Here is a 23,258-nt window from a genome sequence, read left to right on the forward strand (position 1 = left end):
TGGGCACGGATAAAGGAAGATATATATGTCTGGCGTCAATATTAAAAAACAACTGTGTATTATTAAACATTCAAATAATTAACATACCGCCACCGCTCACCCCCAGTGAAGCGGATGGCGTAGTAAATAAATAGATAAATACTTATATAACTAATTCTCGCTTGGCACTTTCACTTGGGAGTGAGTGCCAGCGAGTTAAAACTAGGAGGAATTATAATGACAGAATATAAAAGTAAATATATTAATAAAACTTGGAATAAAATAACAACATCATTTGATTGAGTTAATTGTCAGCCTATTAATTGTCGTATTTCACATCATAAAAATCATTATGATATACAATGTTTAGAATGAGCAAAAATGTACTTAAATTTATTTAAAAATAGATGAGATGTTATTGTTTCTTATATGCAACATTACAAAATTAACGATATTTTAGATTTAGCATCCGATGGATGAAGAATATTACAAATTGACCAAAAAATTAAAGGAGTAATTTAGGAGGTTTATATGAAAAAGTTAAATAAAAAACCTTGAAAGTTTTTAAGTAAAAAGCAATTACATAAGAAAAAAATGAGCGTGCTAATGAAAGAGCAAGAATAGAAAATAGTAAGGAATTAAATAAATATGAAAAAGTTAAATAAAACTTGTCTTAAACAAAGATATTGAGGTTATTGTTCAAAATGCGATCAAAAAAATAAATTACAAGAATTAATGCTTAAAAGTTATCCAGTATCATTTGAAGATATGACTGATGAGCATTGAGCATTAGGAAAACAAAATTAGGAGAAACTAACCTATGAAATGTCAAAAAATTAATTGTAATATATAAAAATGCTTATTTTGGAAATAATTATATTGAGAAAATTGGTGATAAATTAGAGTGAAATTTAGGTTATAAAAAAGAAATTATATTATGTGAAGAACATTGATTAAAAATTTATCAATTAGAAAATTTAATTGTAAATGGCGTCCTGTACGATGAACCGGCAAAAAACAACTCTTGTGAGATTGTTTTTTTTTATTTTTATATTAAAAAACATAAATTTATTTGCATTATTCATCGGATAGTATCTTTAAATTTAGAACTTTTATCATAAAAAAACAGATTAAATTCTGTTTTCCCTACACAAAATAAACAATATTTTTATAAATCCTTTCAATAAAGGTATTATCCGATGAATAATGCGGCACTTAAAATTTAATATTTTGATGCTTAAAGATGAATAACTCATCTATGGCACGAAGCCTTAAAGAAAGTGTGAAAGCGATTGGATTTACTACTCCTATTTATTTCTTTAATTCTCGGCAAGATTAATCACTTGCGAAATGTCAGAGCGCGTGTTTTTTGCTTGTTTTCATAAAAAGAGTGCTGTTAAACCGAAAAAACAATATCGGACACTAAAAAAACAAGAGGGTTGGAACTCCAAAAGGTTATTTTCTTTATATAAAGTTGTCTAGGGATGGATGAAGCGTAATTAATAACTGGGTAAACTGTTTCTTTGTTTATTTCCGTATGGGGGTAAACTCTATCAAAATATCTTATCCCGCCCCCGCTCACCTTCAAAGTGAAGCGGGGGCGAAGTAATTAAATACTAAAATAAATTATTTACTAAATATCAAAATATTAACCAATAAAGGAATATTATGTTTTTTACAGAAAGGAAAATATTTGATGAAAAAATGAAATAAAAAAATTAAAAATAAATTACAAGAATTAATGATACGAGCTTATCTAGTAACGGTAAATGATATTAATGATGAAATTTGAGCAACAAATAAAAATAATTAAGGAGTATAGATAAATGACAGAATATAAAAGTTTGTATATTAATAAAACTTGAAATGAAATAACAACGTCATTTGATTGAGTTAATTGTCAGCCTGTTAATTGTCGTATTTCACATCATAAAAAGCATTATGATTTGCAATGTTTAGAATGAGCCAAAATGTACTTAATTTTATTTAAAAACAATTGAGATGTAATTGCTTCTTATATGCAACATTACAAAATTAACGATATTTTAGATTTAGCATCCGATGGATGAAAAATATTACAAATTGACAAAAAAAATAAAACAAATAAATTAAAATATATTATTGCAATTGACCCTGCTGGAATTGGACAAACTGGTATGATTATTTATAATGTTTTGCAAAAGAAAATAATTAATAATATTACTTTTAATTCTAAAAATGAAGAAGAAGCAATAAATAATATGTATTTAATATTAAATGAGTTTAAAAATAAAATTTGTTCTTATTTAAATAAAGTTATTGTAATAATTGAAGATTATCAACTTAATAAAGGTTTAAAAATAAAAAATCCATTAGCTACTCCTAAATTTATTGGTGGTTTAAAAGTTTTATGTAAATATCTATTTAATTTAAATTATGTTTTACAATCGCCAGTTGTTAAGAAAAATTATATTTATAAAGGAAATATTAAAATGACAGAGCACGAACACGATGCTTGAAAACATTTACAATATTTTATAACAGAAGGAGTTGATAAAAATGGCACAAACAAAAAGTAATTTACTTAAAAAATCAATAACTAATAAATCTAAAATAAAAAAGTTAATAAATTAGAATTAACTGTTAGATTACATGAAAACCCAATTAAAACTAAAATTAAGGCACTGGTTGCTGCTGGTGTTGAAGTTGATGCTTGTTCTGCGAAATGTCAGTGAGAAGGATTAAATTACTCAACATTATCAATTTATAATCCGTCAGTTGTATCTGCTTTTTTGAAATTAAAAAAAGATGATGAGATAAAAATTAAAGGCTCAGTATTTAATCAGTTAAATATAAAAACTAAACGCTATTTTTTATCTTTTCGAGTCGATAGTTTCGAAATTATACAAAAAGCGATTAGAAAAAGAACAAATACAAATATTAAAAAATAGGAGGAAAAACAATGGCATTAAAAAATGTAAAATTTGTTCTTATTGATAAAAATAATGAACCTATTAAAAATGAAGATGGTAGTTTAGATATTAAAACTGCTGAAATTATTTTAGAAAATACTGTTGAAGTTGAAGAATTTAATGCAAGTAATTTAGAAAATAGTAATCAACAAATCAACGAACTACAAACAAAAAATACTGAATTAACTTCACAAATTGAAGAACAAACAATTCAATTAAAACAAATTGAAGTAATTGATTTTATTAATTCTTTAACTGATAATGAAGATTTTAAAAATGTTTTATTAAAATCTTATGATATTACTGATGATATTGAAATCATTAAAGTACAATTGCAGAGTGTTTATGATGAATTAATTAAGGTACAAACAGTTAATACTGGTGGCGTACCAAAATCAGAAAATAAAGAAAACAATATTTTAGATACAGACAATGTATTTAATAAATAAGAAAGAAGGTATAAAATTATGGCACAAAATCCACAAAGAATATTCGGCGATATTGTTAATCAAGCAACACAAAAAGATTGTGAATCATTTGACCAATGATATTTACAAACTTATCAACAAAAATTTAGCTGAGAGGCATTATTTGCGTGAAAAGAAGCAAATAAGTTTGGTTTAACATATAAAAGAAAGAAAAATATTAAATATAATGAAGGTATAGGAAAAGATAAAAAAGTATTTAATACTGATGACAGTCTTTTAAACTATACTGAAGTAAAGTTTGAAGATGGAACAGTTGAATTAGATACAATTTTAACTTTTGCTCGTAAATTAGACCCCGTAGAAAGTGATTTTAATCCCAATCTTTGGGCGGCTGATATTGAGCAAGCAATGGATACTGAAGTTGCTTATAAACGCAATAAAATTTTAGAAATTATTAATAAAGGAACTGTTACAACTATTCAAGGACAAAAATCAGATGATACAAATGCTTTACAAATCCACGATGAAATTATGGATAAAATATATGAAAATGGCTTTACCTCATCAGAAACAGTTGTCTTGGATTCGGCTGATTTTATTCGTGGAATTCGTAATAAATTACAGTTACAACTTGGCGCAAATGACCAAATAAATAGCGTAATTGAAACAAGTGGAGCAATGAAAACTGTTGAAGGAACAACATATTATATGGTTCCTAAAAAATTACCAATTATTAATAAAGATGGTTCAGAAGGAACAATTGAATTATTACCAAACGGAGTTAATGCAATTGCCTTTAAATTTAGTAAAAAATATGATCCTCTTATTTTACGCAAAAAAGACCATACTCCGCTAAGGGTTGGTGCTGCTGCGTTAGGTACTGGAATCGGTAATACTTTAATTATGGAAAGAGTTTTATATTTAGGTGGAGCAGTAGTTGAACCTAAAGGAATTATTAAACATATTGTTACAAAAATTGATATTAGTAAAATTAATAAAATAGATAAACCAACTATTCATGTTGCAGACCCAACAAAAGCAACAGCCGAACAGTTAAAACCACAATTTAAAGATGTTGTTTTAAAAGCAGTTAAAGCCGTAAATAGTTCTTTAACTGAAAGTGATTTTGATTACTTTATTGAAAGTAAAGGTGAAGATTGACCAATTAATATTACAAATGATAAAACTGTTTCTGTTCAAATTGAAGGTAAAAACAACGCTACTGGTCAAACATCTCCGATTGATGTTAAAATTAAAAATTCTTAATAGTACTAAAAAATAGTACTTTTTCGTTTGATAGATATGCCAATTAGAACATCTAAAACAGATCTTATTTATGCTGTTAAAAAAAATCCAACTAGATTGTCAATCCAACAACAAGAAAAAAATTTTGGTTTACAGTTATTAGAATTTTTAGGAATTCAAGTTTTAGCTCTTGGTTTATCAGTTTTAACTGGTGGTATTGCTTCGGCTGTTGGTCTTGGTACGGGATTATCTAATTTTGCCGCAGCATTTATCTCGTTTGGAGTAGAAACAGCAACCGATTTTGCCGTAAATCAAATATATGATAAATTAACATCAGAAGTAACAGCAAAAAGTACCGCCTTAAATTTGTTACCAGCAATTGGCGGTGTTGGTAAATTAACGCGTGCTGCTCGAACAACTAGAATTTTAAAATTAGCAAAAGAAACTAAATTACTTGAAAAATTAGGTGTAATAACTGCTAATAATTTAGAAGATGTTGTAAAACAAGTTACAGGCAAAAAGATTTTATCTGATAAATTAATATTTGATTTTTAAAAGCAGGCTAATAATGAAACTTTATTATATACATTTGGTAAATTGGCCCGAAATGATTTTTATAAAGGTTTTAAAGTTTCTAATTTAGAAACAATTAATAATTTATTAAAAATTGAGAAAAATATTCAAAAAATAAGCCCTACATTAGTTCAAAAAATACCGCGCGTAAATGAAAAAAAATGCTAATAAATTGTTATATGAATATGGATTAAATATTGATAAAATAAGCAAAATTAATACTAATGAGTGATATAACATTATGATTAATCTTCATAAAAAAGGTGTTGGTAAAAATCTACTATTAAATGCTAATTTAATGCGGAGCAGTAAAATATATAATAATAAATTATTAAATATTTTTCACCAAACACCAATTAAATTAAATAAAATTTTAAATCATTTAAACCCAAATTTTTATATTCAAAAAGTAACTAAAAAATTATTAGCTCCAATTGAAAAACAAATAATTACAATTAAACAAAAAGTAATTAATAAAATTACTGATAAAACTAAAAAAATATTCTCTAAATTTGAAACTAAAGCTATTAAAAAAGGCCAATTATTACCCTTTGCTTATGGTTCTGATGTTTTTTTAGCAGTAAAAATTGTTCCATTATCAGTTGCGGGAGAAGTTGCTTTAACAATATATTATAAAAATCCTAAATATGTCCCTATTGTCGTTATGACAACTTTAATCAAAGCAGAACAGTTTGTTTTGGCTCCTGAACCGTTTAAATTCTATATGAACAGTGAGTGGTTTATTGGTTGGGGATTTAAAAAAACAAGTTTGTTTAATTTAGTTTCTTTTGCCCCACTTGTTTATCAGCAAGTAGTAAAAGATAGTTTTAAAATATATCGGATAATTGCTAAGATATTAAAAATGCAAGAACAATTTAAAAATAACTTTAATAAAGATAAATTGTTAAATACGCTAGAAGATAGTGTGGTTACTAGTTTGTTAGGTAATGGACTAGTATTTCAAGCATATAAACAACTCAGAACAAAACAAGATTTAAACAAAACAATTAAAACAAAAACATTACTAAATAGTAAAAAATTTATATTAAAGAAAATATATTTTAAAAAAAGTAAATGATAAGGAGATGATTAAATGTTAAATGAATTATGACAAAATGTTACTTTGGAAAATTATAATAATTTTATTCCAATGACAGGTAAAATTACACAAGTTCCAGTTCGTTATAATAAGTTCTTTAAAGGTGATGTAGAATTATGATTTAAAACATTTGCTTTAAGAGCCCAAAATATGATTAATTCTTACTTAAACTATCCATTTTCAAAACTAAAGTTTGAAACATTTAAAGATCCATTATTAAAGAAAATTTGTATTAATATGGTGTTTATTACGATTGAGCATTGAACATTTAACCGCATTCCAATTGAATTTTTTACTTCGGCAAATATGAGTGTTGGTGATATTAATTATTCATCGCAAAATGACCCTATGATTACTTAACAAGGTCTATTGCCTACCTATGCAAAATCATTGGCTAATTTAACAACTTTAAAGAAAATGTTTCGTACTTTTCAAGAAGAAGGTATTGATTTAACAATGATTGATTTAGAAGCATATTATACTCAATTAGAAGTTGATGCTTTATTAGATAAACTTGTTATAGAAAAAATTAAAGATGAAAAACTTGCAAAAATAAAAGAAGAAATTTTAGATGAATTAAAAAAATCAATTGTTATACCAAAAGTTCCAGATTGAGAAATTGTTGATACTAGTGATTTTAAAGTTGGACAAAAAGGATATACTATTCCTAATTTTGATAAAGAAAATTATATTTATAGAATTTGAGCCTCAGGAAAAAATATCAAAGGAGATTTAAAAAGTCAAGGGATGTTGCAAACAAGGCATAGTTTTAGACAAACAATAGGTGTTATATATGATCAAATAGGTGTTAATAGTGCATGTTTAGCATTATCTATTAATCCTGATGAATTGATTAATATTGGAGTTAATGGTCCAGCAACATTTAGACCTTTGGGATTTGTGTTTATTGAAAGAAAAAAGGTAAATTAGAAAGGAGATGTTATTATGTCAAAAGTAAATATTAAAGATGTAATTATGTTTTTGAAAATCTTTGGAGTTTCATCATTGTTTTTTATCGCAGGAATTATTATTTGTTTTATAGGAGAAAAAACATTAGGTATTTCTTGACCGGCATATGTTATTGTTTCAGCAATGCTTATCGGAGCTGGAATTATAGTTTTGATTATTGAAACAATTAGATTTATCAAAACACATAACAAAAAACAAAAAGAAGATAGTATTGAAGATGTTATTAAAAAAGAAGAAACAAAATAAAGGGGAAGTTATAAATGGGATTGTTACCAGCAAAAAAGAAAATAAAAAAAGATTATGATATTGATAGTTATTATCTTAATTTAGCATCAACTATTACTAATCGTAAAAATGTTACTGTTCAAAAACATAATGAGATTTTAAAAAAAAGAATTTGTGAAGATAATGCTAATTTTTTAAATCCACGAGATTTAGAAATTAGCATTTATAATCCACTTACTAATCAACAATTAGATACTAAATTAATTAATAACTTTTTAAAGATGCAAGACTTTACTAATAAAAATTGATATAACGAATATAAAATTAATAAGAATGGTAGGGGTACATACTTTATTTTTGTTAATAATTCAAAACTTAATTTTATTACTATTGATTTTTACAATGACCAATATGATGAATTAGGTAATTTAGTATCTTGTACTTTTGATTATGACTCTTATATTAAAAATGACCAGAGTATTTTTATTACTGAAAAATTAGAGATTGATGCTGTAACTAAACAAGTTAAAGTTATTAGAAAGTTAAAAACACGATTATATAGTACTATTACCGACTTATATATTGATGATGCTAAATGAAATAACTATACAACTTTACAAAGAGAAGAAATATTACCACTTAATTTTATTCCAATTCAAATTATTCCTAATAACCCTAATTTTGAGCCTTCTGCTCGTTATGGTAAACAATTTGCTAGTATTTTAGATATTATTGCTGAAAAGATAATGTTAGATCCATTATTAAATAGTGGTAAATTTACTATTAATACTAACGGCGTGACTGGTGTAGTTGACCAAGAAATTAGTAAAATGCTAGCTTCATTTATTGAAAATGACTTGTTATTAGTTGAAGGAGACCCTGATAGTAATTTTCAACCAGTAGATTATATTGCGGGTAATTTTAAAGGTGAACAATTAACCAAAATATATGATTGATTATTAACTAATTACTATAAAATAAATCGCCATCATGTTCCCGCAATCGCCAAGGGCGCACAACAAACACAAGCAGAAGTTGCGGGAGTAAATATTCAAACAAACGCATCATATGAACAAATGATATATATTAGAGAAATTAAATTAACTGAATTCATTATTAAGTTAATTAAATATGATAATGCGATTTTAAACAGTAGAACATTCAATATTAAAAATATTGATGAGTTAATTGTTGATGTTCGCTTACCAGTAAATGCTACTTTAAACAGACAATTAAAAAACAACGAAACTATTATCAATATGCCTAATGAAGAAGGAGAACAAGAATAATGTTAAAACCATCTGAAAAAATGTTAGCACAATTAGCGGAAAATGATGAACCAATTGACTATTCAATCGATAGTATTCCGTTAGATTTTGCTGCTCAATCGCAGTACAGCAACCCTGACTTAGAACAATTATTTACTGAAGACCGTGCAAGAACCTTATATATTTATAAAATTAATAATATTGTTAAGACAAAGCAAAAACCAATCTTAAATTACTCTCAAAATAGCGTTAAAATAGGTTTTATTGACAAAGATGAATATATTAAAATAACTGGTTATGAAATTAGTGATTTTAACTTTAAATTACAAATTCAACAAAATACCACAGTCCAAGATAATAGCACAAGTTATGTTATGATTGATGAAAAAGATATTTTAATTAATGATATTTCAAAACAAGACAAAGAATTTTTAGAATCCTATGACTTAAAAATAGTATCTATTAATGAGCCAATTAGTGAAGATAACAAAAATGAATGTTATATCATTGAAGAATACAAAGGCCCTTATTCACCCGATGGTGTTAATATTATTAAATCTATGCATTTAGTTAAAATAACTGATTTTAAATGAAAAAACCAAAATAGTATTCATTTAGTATTACAAAAATCATTACCCGAAGACACAGTATTTACTGGGATTGAAATTAAATACCCTAAATCAATGTTATTTGGAAATATTAAGTGTTGAGGCAATGTTAATGGTGTTTATTCTTATCCATCATCAATAGTTGAAAACGCTAGTTTAGTACCTTTACTATCAATGCCAATTGAAACAAACCCTAATGTAAGAATATTTCAGTATTGATTTACTGAAAGTTTTTTACCATGAAGTATAGCCAAAAACTATATTCAAGGAAAAGATATTTTAGATTTGGTAAATAAAAATGGTTTAGAAAAAGTTTTATTAAATTATTTAACATATCGTTATAATTATGACCGTAAATTTCAAGGAGCAAAATACGATGAAAAAGGTAATCCTACCAATAAAGCGGCTGAACTGCGCCAAAAATTTGAAGGACAAAAACCAGAAGATGTAATTGATGGTTTATTTGAAAATTGAAAATTAGATAATTCCACATTTCTTAATGAAAATGTTGCAAAAGATTTAAACAAATTATTTATATGTTATCAAATTATACATATAGCAAGTATGCAATTAATAAAGGCTATAATGATGATATTAAATTAATTGCTCCTTATTATTTTAAACTAATTTCAAAACCAAATAGATTAGAAGAAGGATATTTTTATTTTTCAGATTGTCAAGTACAAATATATTCATTATATTTTGATTTTATTGGTTCTAATCCACCAATTACAGTAAATTATTGAAAAGAAATTAAAGCACAAGAAAAACCATTTAATCAAGTGGATAATAAATGATATTTTGCTATATGGAAACCTAATAATTCTATTTATTGAAAAATATCAAAATTTAAACACGATACAAATAAAGGAAAAAAAATGAGGATTGAGATCCATTAAAACCATATTATATTGATCTCTTTTTATGGGTTTTTGAAACAAAAGAACAAGATTTATTAATAGATGATCAATCAGAAGGTAAAATAGAACGAATTTTTTGAAATGAAGATAAGGGACGAAATTTTAAAGCAGTTTATCGTTGAAATGGTGGTGGTGAACCTCTTAAACCTTTAATTGATTCAAGTACTGGAAAAATTATTGATTGAAATTTAAAACAACAAATAAATGTTAATAATAACAAAGATAATGAAATTAAAGTAAGTGTTAAAAACAAAGATATTTCAGAAAATCCTATTTATCGATTAGAAGCAAATTTTTTTAATTGATTATCCGTAACAAATGAATTAGAAACAAATAACATTCCTTCTCTTATTCCATCAGAAATTAAATTATCTGATGGTGAATATGGGAAATATTTAACTAATTTAATTGTTTCTAATGACAAAATAGAAAACTATTTAAATTATTTTTCTGAATGATATAAATTACTTTATTCTAAAATAGATTGAATTAGTACAATCGAAGATTTAATTGATTATAGTATTAAAATAACTTTTGATAAAAACTATTTAATTTAAATCAAATTGAAATATCAGGTATATGAGGTTATGGTAATTATGAAATTACAATTTTTACTGAAAAAGAACAAATTAATATTAATAATTTACAACTATTTAATAAAAATAATGAAAAATTATCATTAATTATATTAGAAATATAAAAAGTCATTTATTAAAATGACTTTTTATTATTCATTAACTTTTACATTACCGGTTTTATCAATAATTAAATTAGGTACATTAGTATCTTCTAAATTTCAACGATAAACTGCTTTAAAATTTCGTCCCTTATCTTCATTTCAAAAAATTCGTTCTATTTTACCTTCTGATTGATCATCTATTAATAAATCTTGTTCTTTTGTTTCAAAAACCCATAAAAAGAGATCAATATAATATGGTTTTAATGGATCTCAATCCTCATTTTTTTCCTTTATTTGTATCGTGTTTAAATTTTGATATTTTTCAATAAATAGAATTATTAGGTTTCCATATAGCAAAATATCATTTATTATCCACTTGATTAAATGGTTTTTCTTGATATGCTATTCATTCTAAAATACCATTTTTTGTTTTTATATTATTTTTTTCTTTTAGTTTATTTAATTGTTCCTCGATATATTGTGGTGTATTACAGGCAACTAAACTGGCTGTACTTGTTCCTATTAAAGTGATTGTTCCCAAAAGACTTAATTTATTTTTCATATCGTGTTTATAATTAATTCTTTACTACCACTATATCTGTTTTTTTATTTTTAAATGTTACATTTTTTTCTTCCGAATTTAAGGGAATAGCTTCCCCAATCTCAGTCTGATGCATAATTATTTCTTTTTTACTTTTAATATCATAGTAAAAATTTATACTATTATCATTATTTATTTTTATTTTTGAGGGTAAAATTTCATTTTCAAATAAACTAAGCATAGCATCTTTAATTGAAATATTAACTATTATTTCATTATTATTTTTATCAATTAATTTTGCACTAACCATACCTTCAATTTTTTGATAATAATTTAAAATAAGCTCTATATTATTTTGTAAAGAAGTAACATAAACTGAAATTTTACTATGTGGTGGCACCTTTACTGGTTGAGATGGAACAGTTATTGTTGTAGTGTTTGTGGTTGTTTTAATTTCTGTTTCAGAAGAATTTGAAGTATCTGTTATAGTATAAGTTTTTGACTTCCCTCATGTATAACCACCACCAGCTTCAACTGCAACTTCAAGTTTTGCACCAAAAACAACAGGGACACCAGCATTACTACTAGCTTTTGCTGTAACTTTAGTATTTACATTTGTACTTCAATTATCAGTATTTGATGTTGTTTCTGATTTAGAAAATCAATTCATTTTTTGAAATGTATTTGTTTCTGTTAATTGTTTAGAACAAGAAACTGTATTTTGAATTTGTTCAATACTACTATTATTTATAAATGTTGAGTTAGAATCTTTACAAATATCATTAAGATCTTGTTCTAAATTATATGATTTATTTTTTTGTGTTTCTTCTAAAACAAGTTCAGATTCTGTTAAATTTTTTAAATTAATATTTAAAATCTGTTTAATTTCAGAATTAGGATTTTGTTTTTTATGATATAAATATAACCCTCTTTTTACTTGATCTCTCATATTAATAATTTTAGATTCAATTAATTGCAATGTATCATATTCATAAACTTTATTATCTTTTGAACCAAAGTATAATTTATTATTTAAAACTACACCGGAAGAAATGGCATTAATATTTGCTGTAATTACAATTTTTTGTTTTTCAGTTGTATGATCATATTCATAAACACTTCCATCATAAGAACTAAAATACAATTTATTATTTAAAGCTACACCGGAAGAAAAAACACTCCCATTTGTTGTAATTACAACTTTTTGTTGTTCAGTTTCAGGATTATATTCATAAACATTATGATCAAAAGAACCAAAGTATAATTTATTATTTAAAACTACACCGGAAGAAATAATACTTTTATTTGTTATAATAACAATTTCTGAAATTCCAACAATATTATTTTTTTTATTATCTTGTCTTTTTACTCTATTTAATTTTTCTAAATTATTTTTTTGTGAATAATTAACTTTACTAATTTCTAATTTAGTTTCTTCTTTTTGATAGGGGCTAGCAGCAATTGTTGTTGGTACAGCGGTTCCACCAATAGTTAATAGACTTAATAAACTTAAAAGTTTTTTCATTTTATATAATTTCCTTTCTTTCATCTTGAAACTTTTTTTCAAGATCTATTGACATTATATATATATATATACAAGCACTTTTTAAACATATTTGAGAAAGGAAGTTATTTAAATGATTATTATTGTGATTATATTGTACTAATCTGGGCTCGCGGTGATTTTCATAAGTTTTGCGAAAAATGCCTTAAAGTTTAAAAAAACTTTTGCCGCGCTTTTCAAAATACTTGGGAAAAATTCTAAGCGTTAAGCGAAGAATTTTATAAAGGTTCCCAAATTTGTTTGAAAGAACCTCAAAATCTTTTTTAACTTGTAAGTCATTTTATCACAAAAATTTAAGAAAATCAACCGCTCGCCCAAAACCTAAAAAATCTGCTATTACAGATTTAATAAAAATATAGATAAAAATTAATTGAAATATTCTCTAATTTTATTTCAATAATATTATAATACATTTTATATACCCATTTTAAAGCGATACGGATAAGAACCATAAAACAAAGCATCATATGGATCGTGGTACATTTTACTGTCGGGTGTGTTTGTTTTGGTATCGCTAAATCTTAATTCACTAATACACTTATCTAAAAATGGGAAGTTATATAATATACCATATATTTTGCCTTGAACAAACATTTTTCTTATTCATGTTACACGATTAATTATTCCCGCTTCTTTATTAAGGGATGTCTGATGTTTTTTGGCTTTAAACATCTTAATTTTATAACCTAAATAAGGGTAAATATCTTCTTGTAATTTTTGCATAAAGTCATGAGCATTAATATCATAATGAAATGTAGCATATTCAAAACCATCAAATTTATCAAAACAGTTAATTATTCATTGTCCGTAATGTTCAACTATTTCATTTAAATTCATTGCGTTTTTTGGGGTAACAACATTTTCTTTAATTAAATATTTATCATATTCATTATTTTCATTAATTTTATAACCACTAAATAAAAATACTGTATGGTCTTCACTACCATTAGCATAATCAACACCAATTGAATAACTATCAAATTGATATTGTTTTGTATTTGTATTATAAAAATCTTGTAAATTATACTCTTTAATATATTTACGATAATTTCGTAAAACATAAATACTGGGGTCATTATCGTTATATTTAAAACCGTAATATTCAAGTTCAAATAAATCGGGTCGTTCTTCTTTATTTGCTAAAACAATTTTTTTGGTAATATCAGGTATTTTATTTCAAACAGCCCCCATAGTTAAACGCAAATTAAAAATACCCAAACCATTAAATGCTTGTTTGTTTTCTGAATATACCTGATTGTGTTCTTTTAAAATATTTTTAATTCTTTCATTTAAAGGTAAATATGGCGTTACAAATTTTTCATAAAAGATATGGTATTTATCAAAAGGATTAAAGGTAAATTGATTAGAATATGTTTTATAAAAATATGTTGTAACTGTTATATATTGTTTTGCTATGTTGTCTCATTCTTGAAATGTCCAAGATAATTCTTTTACTGGAATAGGATTATCTAAATTATATTGTTCATTATCATTTTCATCCGTGTATTTTTCGTAAGACACTTTTAAACTTTTAGAACGAAACATTGAAACTCTTAAATTATTATATCTTTTATCTAGTTCTTTATCAGTTAAGATTTCTTTTTCTTTAGCATGTATCATTTCGTCAGTTCATGCTGATATAATACCACTACCTTTACCAACTTTCCCCATAATTTTATTACCATTAGCATAACCCGCAAAAGTAATTCGAACACCACTAGGAAAAACAATTTCGCCACCTTCTTTAACATTTTTAGGTCAAACAATACCATTTTCATTGTCATACCCTATATCAATCCCATATTTATCATATAGATAGTTGCAGACATTAATTGTATCGCCAAATGTAGTATCTTCGTGGGTATTGGCATATCTTCGTAAAATGTTAGATGAAGCATCGGTAAAATTACAAGCAAAAAATAATTTTTCTGCTAGGTGATTTCATGTCTTATTAGTACCACCCCCCGCTGAGACAAACTTAAAAAAACATGGCGAAGTAAAATATTGGGCATAACTATCACCAACAAAATCTTTAAATACTTCTCAATCAAAACCAAAATTATAGTCACTAAAATTTAAATTATATTTTTTATTTAAATGTTCATAACTAGTAATTCGTTTTTTATTATTAATTTTACTAAATTCTTGCATATTTATTGACCTCTTTATTTTATATATAATACATTATAAGAAAAAATGAAAGGAATTTGTATAAAAATGAGAAAATTTAAACATTTAACATTTGATGAACGAGATTTATTTAAAGATTTATTATTATCTGATACTTGTAAAAAGAAAAATGGCACAATTAATTTATCTGAAATATCACGACAAACGGGTCGTGGAGTTAATACTGTTAAAAGAGAAATTAAGCGATTTAAAAATATACAATATTATAATCCATATCAAGCACAAAAAGATTATAAACAAAAACGTAAAAAATGCATTAAAAAACTACCTAAATTTACAAAAGAGCAGTTAGATTTTATTAAAATAAGACTTAATAAATACCACGATACACCCGAACAATTAATTTATCGTTATTTCTTGGAATTTGGTGTTAAATTTCCTGTTTGTGTTAAAACATTGTATAAATGAATTCGCTTAGGTGAATTTGGATTAAAAAAAGAAAATTTACCCCATCGTGGTAAAAAATACAAAACAAAAGGAAAAACTGATAATCGTGGTAAATTAACTAACTTTAAATCAATTTGAGATATTGAAAATAAAGTTTCTAATGTTGTATGATTTGAAATGGATACTGTTGTAGGAAAATACCATCAATCTAGTAATTTAGTTTTAGTAGAACAATCAAGTAAAAATTATTTTGTAATGAAATTAAAAAATAATACTGCTAATGAAGTTTTAGAAAAATTTAAAGATATTGCTAAAAATAATAATTTAATTGGAAAAATTAAAGGAATAATAACAGATCGTGGAAAAGAATTTAGTAAATGAAGAGAAATGAAAATATTTGCTGAAACACAAGTTTATTTTTGTGACCCCGGTAAACCACAACAAAAACCATTAATTGAGCATATGAACGGTGAATTTAGATATTGACTTTCTAAGGGAATTGATTTTAATAATATTAGTCAAAAAATGATAGATTGAGTAGTTAATGTTATAAATGATAAACTCCGACCATGTTTAAATTGATTAAGTGCAAAGACAATGTTTTTACAAAATTTTAAATAAATTTATTAGTTAAAATTTAATAAATTATTTTTAGTGCGCTTAAATATGAATAAAATAAGATAAAATTACAAAAATTTAATTTTTTCTGAAAAAGTTGTTGCAATTTATTAAAAATATTTTATTATTAACTTAACAAGATATAAATTTGCCGTTTATATATACACAGCGCCAATTTAGAATTATTTAATAAGAATAATGAAAAAATATCATTAATTACATTAGAAATATAAAAAGTTATTTAGGTTTATAAACCTAAATAACTTTTTAATTTATTTTCAACATTTTTATTTGGTTCATCGTCATTATTTCAACGATAAACTGATTTAAAATAAGTTCCATTATCTTTATTTTAATCATAACTTACAAATCCATTTTTATAAATAAATAAATCACCGCCAAAATGTGATGTTTTAAGTTCATATTTATCATACTTATCTAAAACTTTTTCTTTTTGTTCAAAATGTTTAAATTTAATAATGTGTCAATCATTATTTTCATTACCACGCCAAACAACAAAATAATATTTATTATCAACTTTTTTAAATGGTTTTTCTTGTGGTGCTATTCATTCTAAAATATTTCCATTTATATTTATATTATTTTTTTCCTTTTTTTTTTTTTTTAATTCATCTTCGGTATATTGTGGTGTATTACAAGCAACTAAACTGGTTGTATTTGTTCCAATTAAAGTGATTGTACATAAAAAAGTTAATATTTTTTTCATATTTTTATTCTTCTTCAATTATAAAATAACTGCCCACAGTATTTGTAATAATTTTTCAACCATGATTATGATTAGATAAAAAATGATTATTTATTTCTTGAAAATGATTGTAAAGAATATTGATTAAAGTATTAATATCATTATCAGTAATTGATCCGCCTCAGCCGCTATGATCTTCTTTATGAAAATTACTAATTTTTGATTTGATTTTATTTTTAAATTGTTGATAATTATTTGCATTTTCTTGATAAATTTGTTTAATTTTATTTCATTCATTGATATTAATATCTAATTTTAGTTGATCATGAGCTAAAAATTTATAGTATTTTTCAATTTCATTATATTGATTATGTGATTCATGTTTAACTATTGTATGATTAGAATTAATTCATCAAAGAATAGCAGTTCCTGCAATTACTAATCCCCCAATTATTAATGATAAACCTAAAGTTTCGGGAGCTAATGCTGCCGCAGTACCAGCTTCTGTTCCAATAAATGCCCCTTCAGTGACCACAACTGCGGATTCTTCTGCAACTGATAAAGTTTCAGCCGCTGTTAAACCTTCTGCTACAGTACTTTCTGATAAAAGTGGGGTCATTTCTACTGCTTCCCCCGTTTCTGATGAAACGACAGTACGAGTGATTGATAAGCCTTTTATTGGTGATATTCCGGTCATTTTTGAAATACCTAAAATTCCAGCACCAGAAATTCCAGTAGAGGTAAGTCCTAAACCAACATCTCTTAATTTATCTTTAAATGCTTTTTGTTCATTTTTGGGTAATGATTGATAATGTTGATTGATTTCATTTAATTTTTTTTGTTTAGATTGTTTTGATAAATTATTAAATTTATTAATAATATCTTTTATTTTTTGATTGTTATTCGAATTTGAATCATTATCTTTTTCATTATCACTAATTTTAATTAAATTTTTTTTATCTTTATAATTTAAAGTAAAGAAAACTTCTAAATTTCCTATATATCTAGAATTTTGATTAGGTATTATTATTGCTGATGTAGTTGTTATATTTGAAATTGAAATTTGATTTCTATTTATATTAACATTTAATTCAATAAAACGATTTAAAATAGTATCTGATAAATTATCTTGTAATTCACCTAAATTTGTATTTAATAAAAGATTGTTTAAATTTCTTGGTGGCTTTTGGGGGGCAACATTACTTTTAATATTTCTTTGACTTTTAGGTAAAACTGTTGCATATAAAGGTTCTTTTGTTTTAGTTGGCGGAGTTGGTGGTGCTATTTTTGGTCTTTGTATTTTTTTATTTTTCTGAGTTGTTATTCCACTATTATCAACTTGTTTGATATTTGAATTATCAAAAAATCTTGAATTTCCAACTAATCTACCATTATTTTCTATAGAACTATTACTTGTATTTGGCAAAACATTTTTACACTCTCAATTAGAAGAAGAATCATAACTTTCTTCATTAGAAGGAGTATAAAAACAAGAATGACCAACTATTTTAGTACCAACAGAAGAAGCAAGTTGAAAACCAACTCACATATAATCATCAGAATTTTCATTATTATTTCATATAACTCTTGCACTAATTTCTGAAATATTAGTAATCTTTATATTTCTTTTTTGTATTTTTTTATTTAATTCACAAATTTTATTTAAAATTGTTTCTTCATCATTTTTATCTAAAATACCTAAAAATCAAGTTTTTAATAAATCATTTAGTTTTTTATCATTTTCTCGTTTATTTCTAATTATTTTTTTTAAATTAATTTTTTGTGAATAATTAATATTATCAACACTTTTTTTGTAATGACTAGTGGCAATTGTTGTTGTAGCACTTCCACCAATAGTTAATACACTTAATAAACTAAGTAATTTTTTCATACTTGTTTTTCTCCTTTTCTTAATCTTGAAATTTTTTATCAAGATATGCTTGCATTATATATAATGCAAGTCAAGTATTTTAATATATGGCGCTGTGTATATATAAACGGCAAATTTATATCTTGTTAAGTTAATAATAAAATATTTTTAATAAATTGCAACAACTTTTTCAGAAAAAATTAAATTTTTGTAATTTTATCTTATTTTATTCATATTTAAGCACACTAAAAAATAATTTATTAAATTTTAACTAATAAATTTATTTAAAATTTTGTAAAAACATTGTCTTTACACTTAGTTAATTTAAACATGGTCGGAGTTTATCATTTATAACATTAACTACTCAATCTATCATTTTTTGACTAATATTATTAAAATCAATTCCCTTAGAAAGTCAATATCTAAATTCACCGTTCATATGCTCAATTAATGGTTTTTGTTGTGGTTTACCGGGGTCACAAAAATAAACTTGTGTTTCAGCAAATATTTCCATTTCTTTTCATTTACTAAATTCTTTTCCACGATCTGTTATTATTCCTTTAATTTTTCCAATTAAATTATTATTTTTAGCAATATCTTTAAATTTTTCTAAAACTTCATTAGCAGTATTATTTTTTAATTTCATTACAAAATAATTTTTACTTGATTGTTCTACTAAAACTAAATTACTAGATTGATGGTCTTTTCCTACAACAGTATCCATTTCAAATCATACAACATTAGAAACTTTATTTTCAATATCTCAAATTGATTTAAAGTTAGTTAATTTACCACGATTATCAGTTTTTCCTTTTGTTTTATATTTTTTACCACGATGGGGTAAATTTTCTTTTTTTAATCCAAATTCACCTAAGCGAATTCATTTATACAATGTTTTAACACATGCAGGAAATTTAACACCAAACTCCAAGAAATAATGATAAATTAATTGTTCGGGTGTATCGTGGTATTTATTAAATCTTATTTTAATAAAATCTAACTGCTCTTTTGTAAATTTAGGTAGTTTTTTAATGCATTTTTTACGTTTTTGTTTATAATCTTTTTGTGCTTGATATGGATTATAATCTTGTATATTTTTAAATCGCTTAATTTCTCTTTTAACAGTATTAACTCCACGACCCGTTTGTCGTGATATTTCAGATAAATTAATTGTGCCATTTTTCTTTTTACAAGTATCAGATAATAATAAATCTTTAAATAAATCTCGTTCATCAAATATTAAATGTTTAAATTTTCTCATTTTTATACAAATTTCTTTCATTTTTTCTTATAATGTATTATATATAAAATAAAGAGGTCAATAAATATGCAAGAATTTAGTAAAATTAATAACAAAAAACGAATTACTAGTTATAAACATTTAAATAAAAAATATGATTTAAATTTTAGTGACTATAATTTTGGTTTTGATTGAGAAGTATTTAAAGACTTTGTTGGAGATAGTTATGCCCGATATTTTACTTCGCCAAGTTTTTTTAAGCTTGTTTCAGCGGGGGGTGGTACTAATAAAACATGAAATCATTTAGTAGAAAAATTATTTTTTGCTTGTAATTTTACTGATGCTTCGTCGGTCATTTTACGAAGATATGCCAACACCCACGAAGATACTACATTTGGCGATACAATTAATGTCTGTAACTATCTATATGATAAATATGGGATTGATATAGGACCCGACAATGAAAATGGCATTGTTTGACCTAAAAATGTTAAAGAAGGTGGCGAAATTGTTTTTCCTAGTGGTGTTCGAATTACTTTTGCGGGTTATGCTAATGGTAATAAAATTATGGGGAAAGTTGGTAAAGGTAGTGGTATTATATCAGCATGAACTGACGAAATGATACATGCTGAAGAAAAAGAAATCTTAACTGATAAAGAACTAGATAAAAGATATAATAATTTAAGAGTTTCAATGTTTCGTTCTAAAAGTTTAAAAGTGTCTTACGAAAAATACACGGATGAAAATGATAATGAACAATATAATTTAGATAATCCTATTCCAGTAAAAGAATTATCTTGGACATTTCAATAATGAGACAACAAAGCAAAACAATATATAACAGTTACAACATATTTTTATAAAACATATTCTAATCAATTTACCTTTAATCCTTTTGATAAATACCATATCTTTTATAAAAAATTTGTAACGCCATATTTACCTTTAAATGAAAGAATTAAAAATATTTTAAAAGAACACAATCAGGTATATTCAGAAAACAAACAAGCATTTAATGGTTTGGGTATTTTTAATTTGCGTTTAACTATGGGGGCTGTTTGAAATAAAATACCTGATATTACCAAAAAAATTGTTTTAGCAAATAAAGAAGAACGACCCGATTTATTTGAACTTGAATATTACGGTTTTGAATATAACGATAATGACCCCAGTATTTATGTTTTACGAAATTATCGTAAATATATTAAAGAGTATAATTTACAAGATTTTTATAATACAAATACAAAACAATATCAATTTGATAGTTATTCAATTGGTGTTGATTATGCTAATGGTAGTGAAGACCATACAGTATTTTTATTTAGTGGTTATAAAATTAATGAAAATAATGAATATGATAAATATTTAATTAAAGAAAATGTTGTTACCCCAAAAAACGCAATGAATTTAAATGAAATAGTTGAACATTACGGGCAATGAATAATTAACTGTTTTGATAAATTTGATGGTTTTGAATATGCTACATTTCATTATGATATTAATGCTCATGACTTTATGCAAAAATTACAAGAAGATATTTACCCTTATTTAGGTTATAAAATTAAGATGTTTAAAGCCAAAAAACATCAGACATCCCTTAATAAAGAAGCGGGAATAATTAATCGTGTAACATGAATAAGAAAAATGTTTGTTCAAGGCAAAATATATGGTATATTATATAACTTCCCATTTTTAGATAAGTGTATTAGTGAATTAAGATTTAGCGATACCAAAACAAACACACCCGACAGTAAAATGTACCACGATCCATATGATGCTTTGTTTTATGGTTCTTATCCGTATCGCTTTAAAATGGGTATATAAAATGTATTATAATATTATTGAAATAAAATTAGAGAATATTTCAATTAATTTTTATCTATATTTTTATTAAATCTGTAATAGCAGATTTTTTTAGGTTTTGGGCGAGCGATTGATTTTCTTAAATTTTTGTGATAAAATGACTTACAAGTTAAAAAAGATTTTGAGATTCTTTCAAACAAATTTAGGAACCTTTATAAAATTCTTCGCTTAGCGCTTAGAATTTTTCCCAAGTATTTTGAAAAGGCTTGCAAAAGTTTTTTTAAACTTTAAGGCGTTTTTCACAAACTTATGAAAATAACCGCGAGCCCAGATTAGTAATAAAATATAATTACAATAACAATCATTCTAAACAATCTCCTTTCTAAAACATATTTAAAAATGCTTGACTTGTATATATATATATATATATATAATGTCAATAGATCTTGAAAAAAAGTTTCAAGATGAAAGAAAGGAAATTATATAAAATGAAAAAACTTTTAAGTTTATTAAGTGTATTAACTATTAGTGGAACTGCTGTACCAACAAAAATTGCCGCTAGTCCTTATCAAAAAGAAGAAACTAAATTAGAAAATAATGAAATTAGTTATTTACAAACAAATAATTTAAAAAATTTAAATAGAGTTAAAAGACAAGAAATAACATATCCAATATTAGATGATGTGTTAATTGATTTAAGAAAAACTAGCATGAAAAAACCAATGCAATTTCAAACAACTAATGCATGATGTGTTATTGCAGTTTTAAAAAATATATTTGATAATAATATTCTTAATAATAAAGATCTTAAAGAAATGGAACAAGAAGAAATTGCAAGTTTTTTTCCAAACAATGCAAATGATGGTGCTTCATTATCAAAGGTAATTGAAATATTAAACACAAACCCGATAATTCAGGAAAATTTGGGATTTAATTTAAATAAAATTGATTTAACTCGATTATTTTGAAATAGATTAAATGATATAGAAAAAAGAATGTGGATAAGACATTTAATATGGGAATCTCTTTCTAGACAATCTCCTATTATGTTTGGTGGTTTATTTGATGACGACGAATATGATGATAAAGGATGTGATAGCTCTTATCATGCTGCATTAATTGTTGGAATCAAACCAAATAAAGAAAATATACTTGAAGATACTTATTATGTTAGAGATCCATGAAGAGACGGTGAAGCTGAATTTATTCCAGATCAAACTACAGAAATTTCAATGACGGGGGAACAAATTTTTAATATTTTATTTAATCAAATAGAAAACGGTATCGTATTAATTCATGAAGATGTTTTTCAATTATTTTGTGAAAAAGCTATTAGTATTTTTTCATCAATTTGAGAAATGGCAGAACCAGAATTAATAGCAGCTATAGTATAGT

Annotated in this window: 27 protein-coding genes and 1 pseudogene; 20 read left to right on the plus strand and 8 right to left on the minus strand. The window is 24.8% G+C overall.

Annotated elements, in window-relative coordinates; translation table 4 throughout:
• The first annotated feature begins 216 nt into the window (after positions 1–216).
• The 16 genes from AACL22_RS04465 (at position 217) to AACL22_RS04540 (ending at position 10,244) form a co-directional block, all read left to right on the plus strand.
• A complete protein-coding gene (locus AACL22_RS04465; protein ID WP_338989920.1) occupies positions 217–501 on the plus strand; it encodes a hypothetical protein in 285 nt (94 codons plus the stop codon).
• A 126-nt stretch (positions 502–627) separates the two neighbouring features.
• Positions 628–786: a hypothetical protein gene (locus tag AACL22_RS04470; RefSeq protein WP_158613866.1), complete on the plus strand. Its 159-nt coding sequence runs from the start codon at positions 628–630 to the stop codon at positions 784–786.
• Complete coding sequence (locus tag AACL22_RS04475) at positions 762–1,100, plus strand: hypothetical protein (RefSeq protein WP_338989922.1); 339 nt, start codon at positions 762–764, stop codon at positions 1,098–1,100. Before AACL22_RS04470 ends, AACL22_RS04475 begins: the two co-directional genes overlap by 25 nt.
• A 705-nt stretch (positions 1,101–1,805) precedes the next feature.
• On the plus strand, positions 1,806–2,537 hold the full coding sequence (locus tag AACL22_RS04480; RefSeq protein WP_338989924.1) for a hypothetical protein: 732 nt from the start codon (positions 1,806–1,808) through the stop codon (positions 2,535–2,537).
• A gap of 213 nt (positions 2,538–2,750) precedes the next feature.
• Complete coding sequence (locus AACL22_RS04485) at positions 2,751–2,909, plus strand: hypothetical protein (RefSeq protein WP_338989005.1); 159 nt, start codon at positions 2,751–2,753, stop codon at positions 2,907–2,909.
• An 11-nt stretch (positions 2,910–2,920) separates the two neighbouring features.
• The gene (locus tag AACL22_RS04490; protein ID WP_338988799.1) at positions 2,921–3,379 is read left to right on the plus strand and encodes a hypothetical protein; all 459 of its coding nucleotides are present in this window, start codon (positions 2,921–2,923) and stop codon (positions 3,377–3,379) included.
• 18 nt (positions 3,380–3,397) lie between these two features.
• Entirely contained in the window at positions 3,398–4,624 is a 1,227-nt protein-coding gene (locus tag AACL22_RS04495) for a hypothetical protein (RefSeq protein WP_338989928.1), read from the plus strand.
• A 36-nt stretch (positions 4,625–4,660) separates the two neighbouring features.
• A complete protein-coding gene (locus tag AACL22_RS04500) occupies positions 4,661–5,158 on the plus strand; it encodes a hypothetical protein (RefSeq protein ID WP_338989931.1) in 498 nt (165 codons plus the stop codon).
• Positions 5,159–5,200: 42 nt separating this feature from the next.
• Positions 5,201–5,344, plus strand: coding sequence for a hypothetical protein (locus AACL22_RS04505; protein ID WP_338989351.1), 144 nt, complete (start codon positions 5,201–5,203; stop codon positions 5,342–5,344).
• On the plus strand, positions 5,328–6,257 hold the full coding sequence (locus tag AACL22_RS04510; protein WP_338989872.1) for a hypothetical protein: 930 nt from the start codon (positions 5,328–5,330) through the stop codon (positions 6,255–6,257). The genes AACL22_RS04505 and AACL22_RS04510 overlap by 17 nt, the downstream gene beginning before the upstream one ends.
• Before the next feature lie 12 nt (positions 6,258–6,269).
• Complete coding sequence (locus AACL22_RS04515; RefSeq protein ID WP_338989011.1) at positions 6,270–6,635, plus strand: hypothetical protein; 366 nt, start codon at positions 6,270–6,272, stop codon at positions 6,633–6,635.
• A 9-nt stretch (positions 6,636–6,644) separates the two neighbouring features.
• The gene (locus AACL22_RS04520; protein ID WP_338989932.1) at positions 6,645–7,205 is read left to right on the plus strand and encodes a hypothetical protein; all 561 of its coding nucleotides are present in this window, start codon (positions 6,645–6,647) and stop codon (positions 7,203–7,205) included.
• 15 nt (positions 7,206–7,220) lie between these two features.
• The gene (locus AACL22_RS04525; RefSeq protein WP_338988785.1) at positions 7,221–7,490 is read left to right on the plus strand and encodes a hypothetical protein; all 270 of its coding nucleotides are present in this window, start codon (positions 7,221–7,223) and stop codon (positions 7,488–7,490) included.
• Between the two features lie 14 nt (positions 7,491–7,504).
• Positions 7,505–8,758 (plus strand): hypothetical protein, encoded by a 1,254-nt coding sequence (locus AACL22_RS04530; RefSeq protein ID WP_338989934.1) that lies wholly within the window; start codon positions 7,505–7,507, stop codon positions 8,756–8,758.
• Positions 8,758–9,948 (plus strand): hypothetical protein, encoded by a 1,191-nt coding sequence (locus AACL22_RS04535; protein WP_338989937.1) that lies wholly within the window; start codon positions 8,758–8,760, stop codon positions 9,946–9,948. Before AACL22_RS04530 ends, AACL22_RS04535 begins: the two co-directional genes overlap by 1 nt.
• Positions 9,882–10,244, plus strand: coding sequence for a hypothetical protein (locus AACL22_RS04540; RefSeq protein WP_338989940.1), 363 nt, complete (start codon positions 9,882–9,884; stop codon positions 10,242–10,244). The genes AACL22_RS04535 and AACL22_RS04540 overlap by 67 nt, the downstream gene beginning before the upstream one ends.
• A 295-nt stretch (positions 10,245–10,539) precedes the next feature.
• On the opposite strand, the gene AACL22_RS04545 is transcribed toward AACL22_RS04540, so the two are convergent.
• The 5 genes and pseudogenes from AACL22_RS04545 to AACL22_RS04560 all read right to left on the minus strand — a co-directional run bounded on the left by AACL22_RS04545 (position 10,540) and on the right by AACL22_RS04560 (position 15,200).
• Positions 10,540–10,689: a hypothetical protein gene (locus tag AACL22_RS04545; RefSeq protein ID WP_338989769.1), complete on the minus strand. Its 150-nt coding sequence runs from the start codon at positions 10,687–10,689 to the stop codon at positions 10,540–10,542.
• 303 nt (positions 10,690–10,992) lie between these two features.
• On the minus strand, positions 10,993–11,301 hold the full coding sequence (locus AACL22_RS04550; protein WP_338988777.1) for a hypothetical protein: 309 nt from the start codon (positions 11,299–11,301) through the stop codon (positions 10,993–10,995).
• 136 nt (positions 11,302–11,437) lie between these two features.
• Positions 11,438–11,506: pseudogene (locus AACL22_RS13745) on the minus strand (lipoprotein); the annotation flags it as partial.
• A 13-nt stretch (positions 11,507–11,519) separates the two neighbouring features.
• On the minus strand, positions 11,520–13,010 hold the full coding sequence (locus AACL22_RS04555) for a hypothetical protein (protein ID WP_338989942.1): 1,491 nt from the start codon (positions 13,008–13,010) through the stop codon (positions 11,520–11,522).
• 453 nt (positions 13,011–13,463) lie between these two features.
• The gene (locus tag AACL22_RS04560; RefSeq protein WP_338989944.1) at positions 13,464–15,200 is read right to left on the minus strand and encodes a hypothetical protein; all 1,737 of its coding nucleotides are present in this window, start codon (positions 15,198–15,200) and stop codon (positions 13,464–13,466) included.
• A 66-nt stretch (positions 15,201–15,266) separates the two neighbouring features.
• On the opposite strand from AACL22_RS04560, the gene AACL22_RS04565 reads away from it, so the two are divergent.
• Entirely contained in the window at positions 15,267–16,247 is a 981-nt protein-coding gene (locus tag AACL22_RS04565; protein ID WP_338993003.1) for an IS30 family transposase, read from the plus strand.
• Between the two features lie 349 nt (positions 16,248–16,596).
• On the opposite strand, the gene AACL22_RS04570 is transcribed toward AACL22_RS04565, so the two are convergent.
• The 3 genes from AACL22_RS04570 to AACL22_RS04580 form a co-directional block, all read right to left on the minus strand.
• Positions 16,597–16,971, minus strand: a complete 375-nt coding sequence (locus AACL22_RS04570; RefSeq protein WP_338989946.1) for a lipoprotein — start codon at positions 16,969–16,971, stop codon at positions 16,597–16,599.
• A 4-nt stretch (positions 16,972–16,975) separates the two neighbouring features.
• Positions 16,976–18,841 (minus strand): hypothetical protein, encoded by a 1,866-nt coding sequence (locus AACL22_RS04575; RefSeq protein ID WP_338989947.1) that lies wholly within the window; start codon positions 18,839–18,841, stop codon positions 16,976–16,978.
• 298 nt (positions 18,842–19,139) lie between these two features.
• On the minus strand, positions 19,140–20,081 hold the full coding sequence (locus AACL22_RS04580) for an IS30 family transposase (RefSeq protein WP_338993005.1): 942 nt from the start codon (positions 20,079–20,081) through the stop codon (positions 19,140–19,142).
• Between the two features lie 66 nt (positions 20,082–20,147).
• Here AACL22_RS04580 and AACL22_RS04585 point away from each other — a divergent pair, with 66 nt between their 5' ends.
• From AACL22_RS04585 to AACL22_RS04595, 3 genes are all read left to right on the plus strand, one after another.
• Positions 20,148–20,873, plus strand: coding sequence for a hypothetical protein (locus tag AACL22_RS04585; protein WP_338989948.1), 726 nt, complete (start codon positions 20,148–20,150; stop codon positions 20,871–20,873).
• A gap of 207 nt (positions 20,874–21,080) precedes the next feature.
• Positions 21,081–21,884 carry a hypothetical protein gene (locus AACL22_RS04590; RefSeq protein ID WP_338989950.1) on the plus strand — a complete coding sequence of 268 codons (804 nt, stop codon included), beginning with the start codon at positions 21,081–21,083 and terminating at the stop codon, positions 21,882–21,884.
• Positions 21,885–22,351: 467 nt separating this feature from the next.
• A complete protein-coding gene (locus AACL22_RS04595; protein ID WP_338989952.1) occupies positions 22,352–23,257 on the plus strand; it encodes a hypothetical protein in 906 nt (301 codons plus the stop codon).
• Position 23,258: the final 1 nt, after the last annotated feature.

It is taken from the genome of Spiroplasma endosymbiont of Seladonia tumulorum, from assembly GCF_964020235.1.
Lineage (GTDB): Bacteria > Bacillota_I > Bacilli_A > Mycoplasmatales > Mycoplasmataceae > Spiroplasma.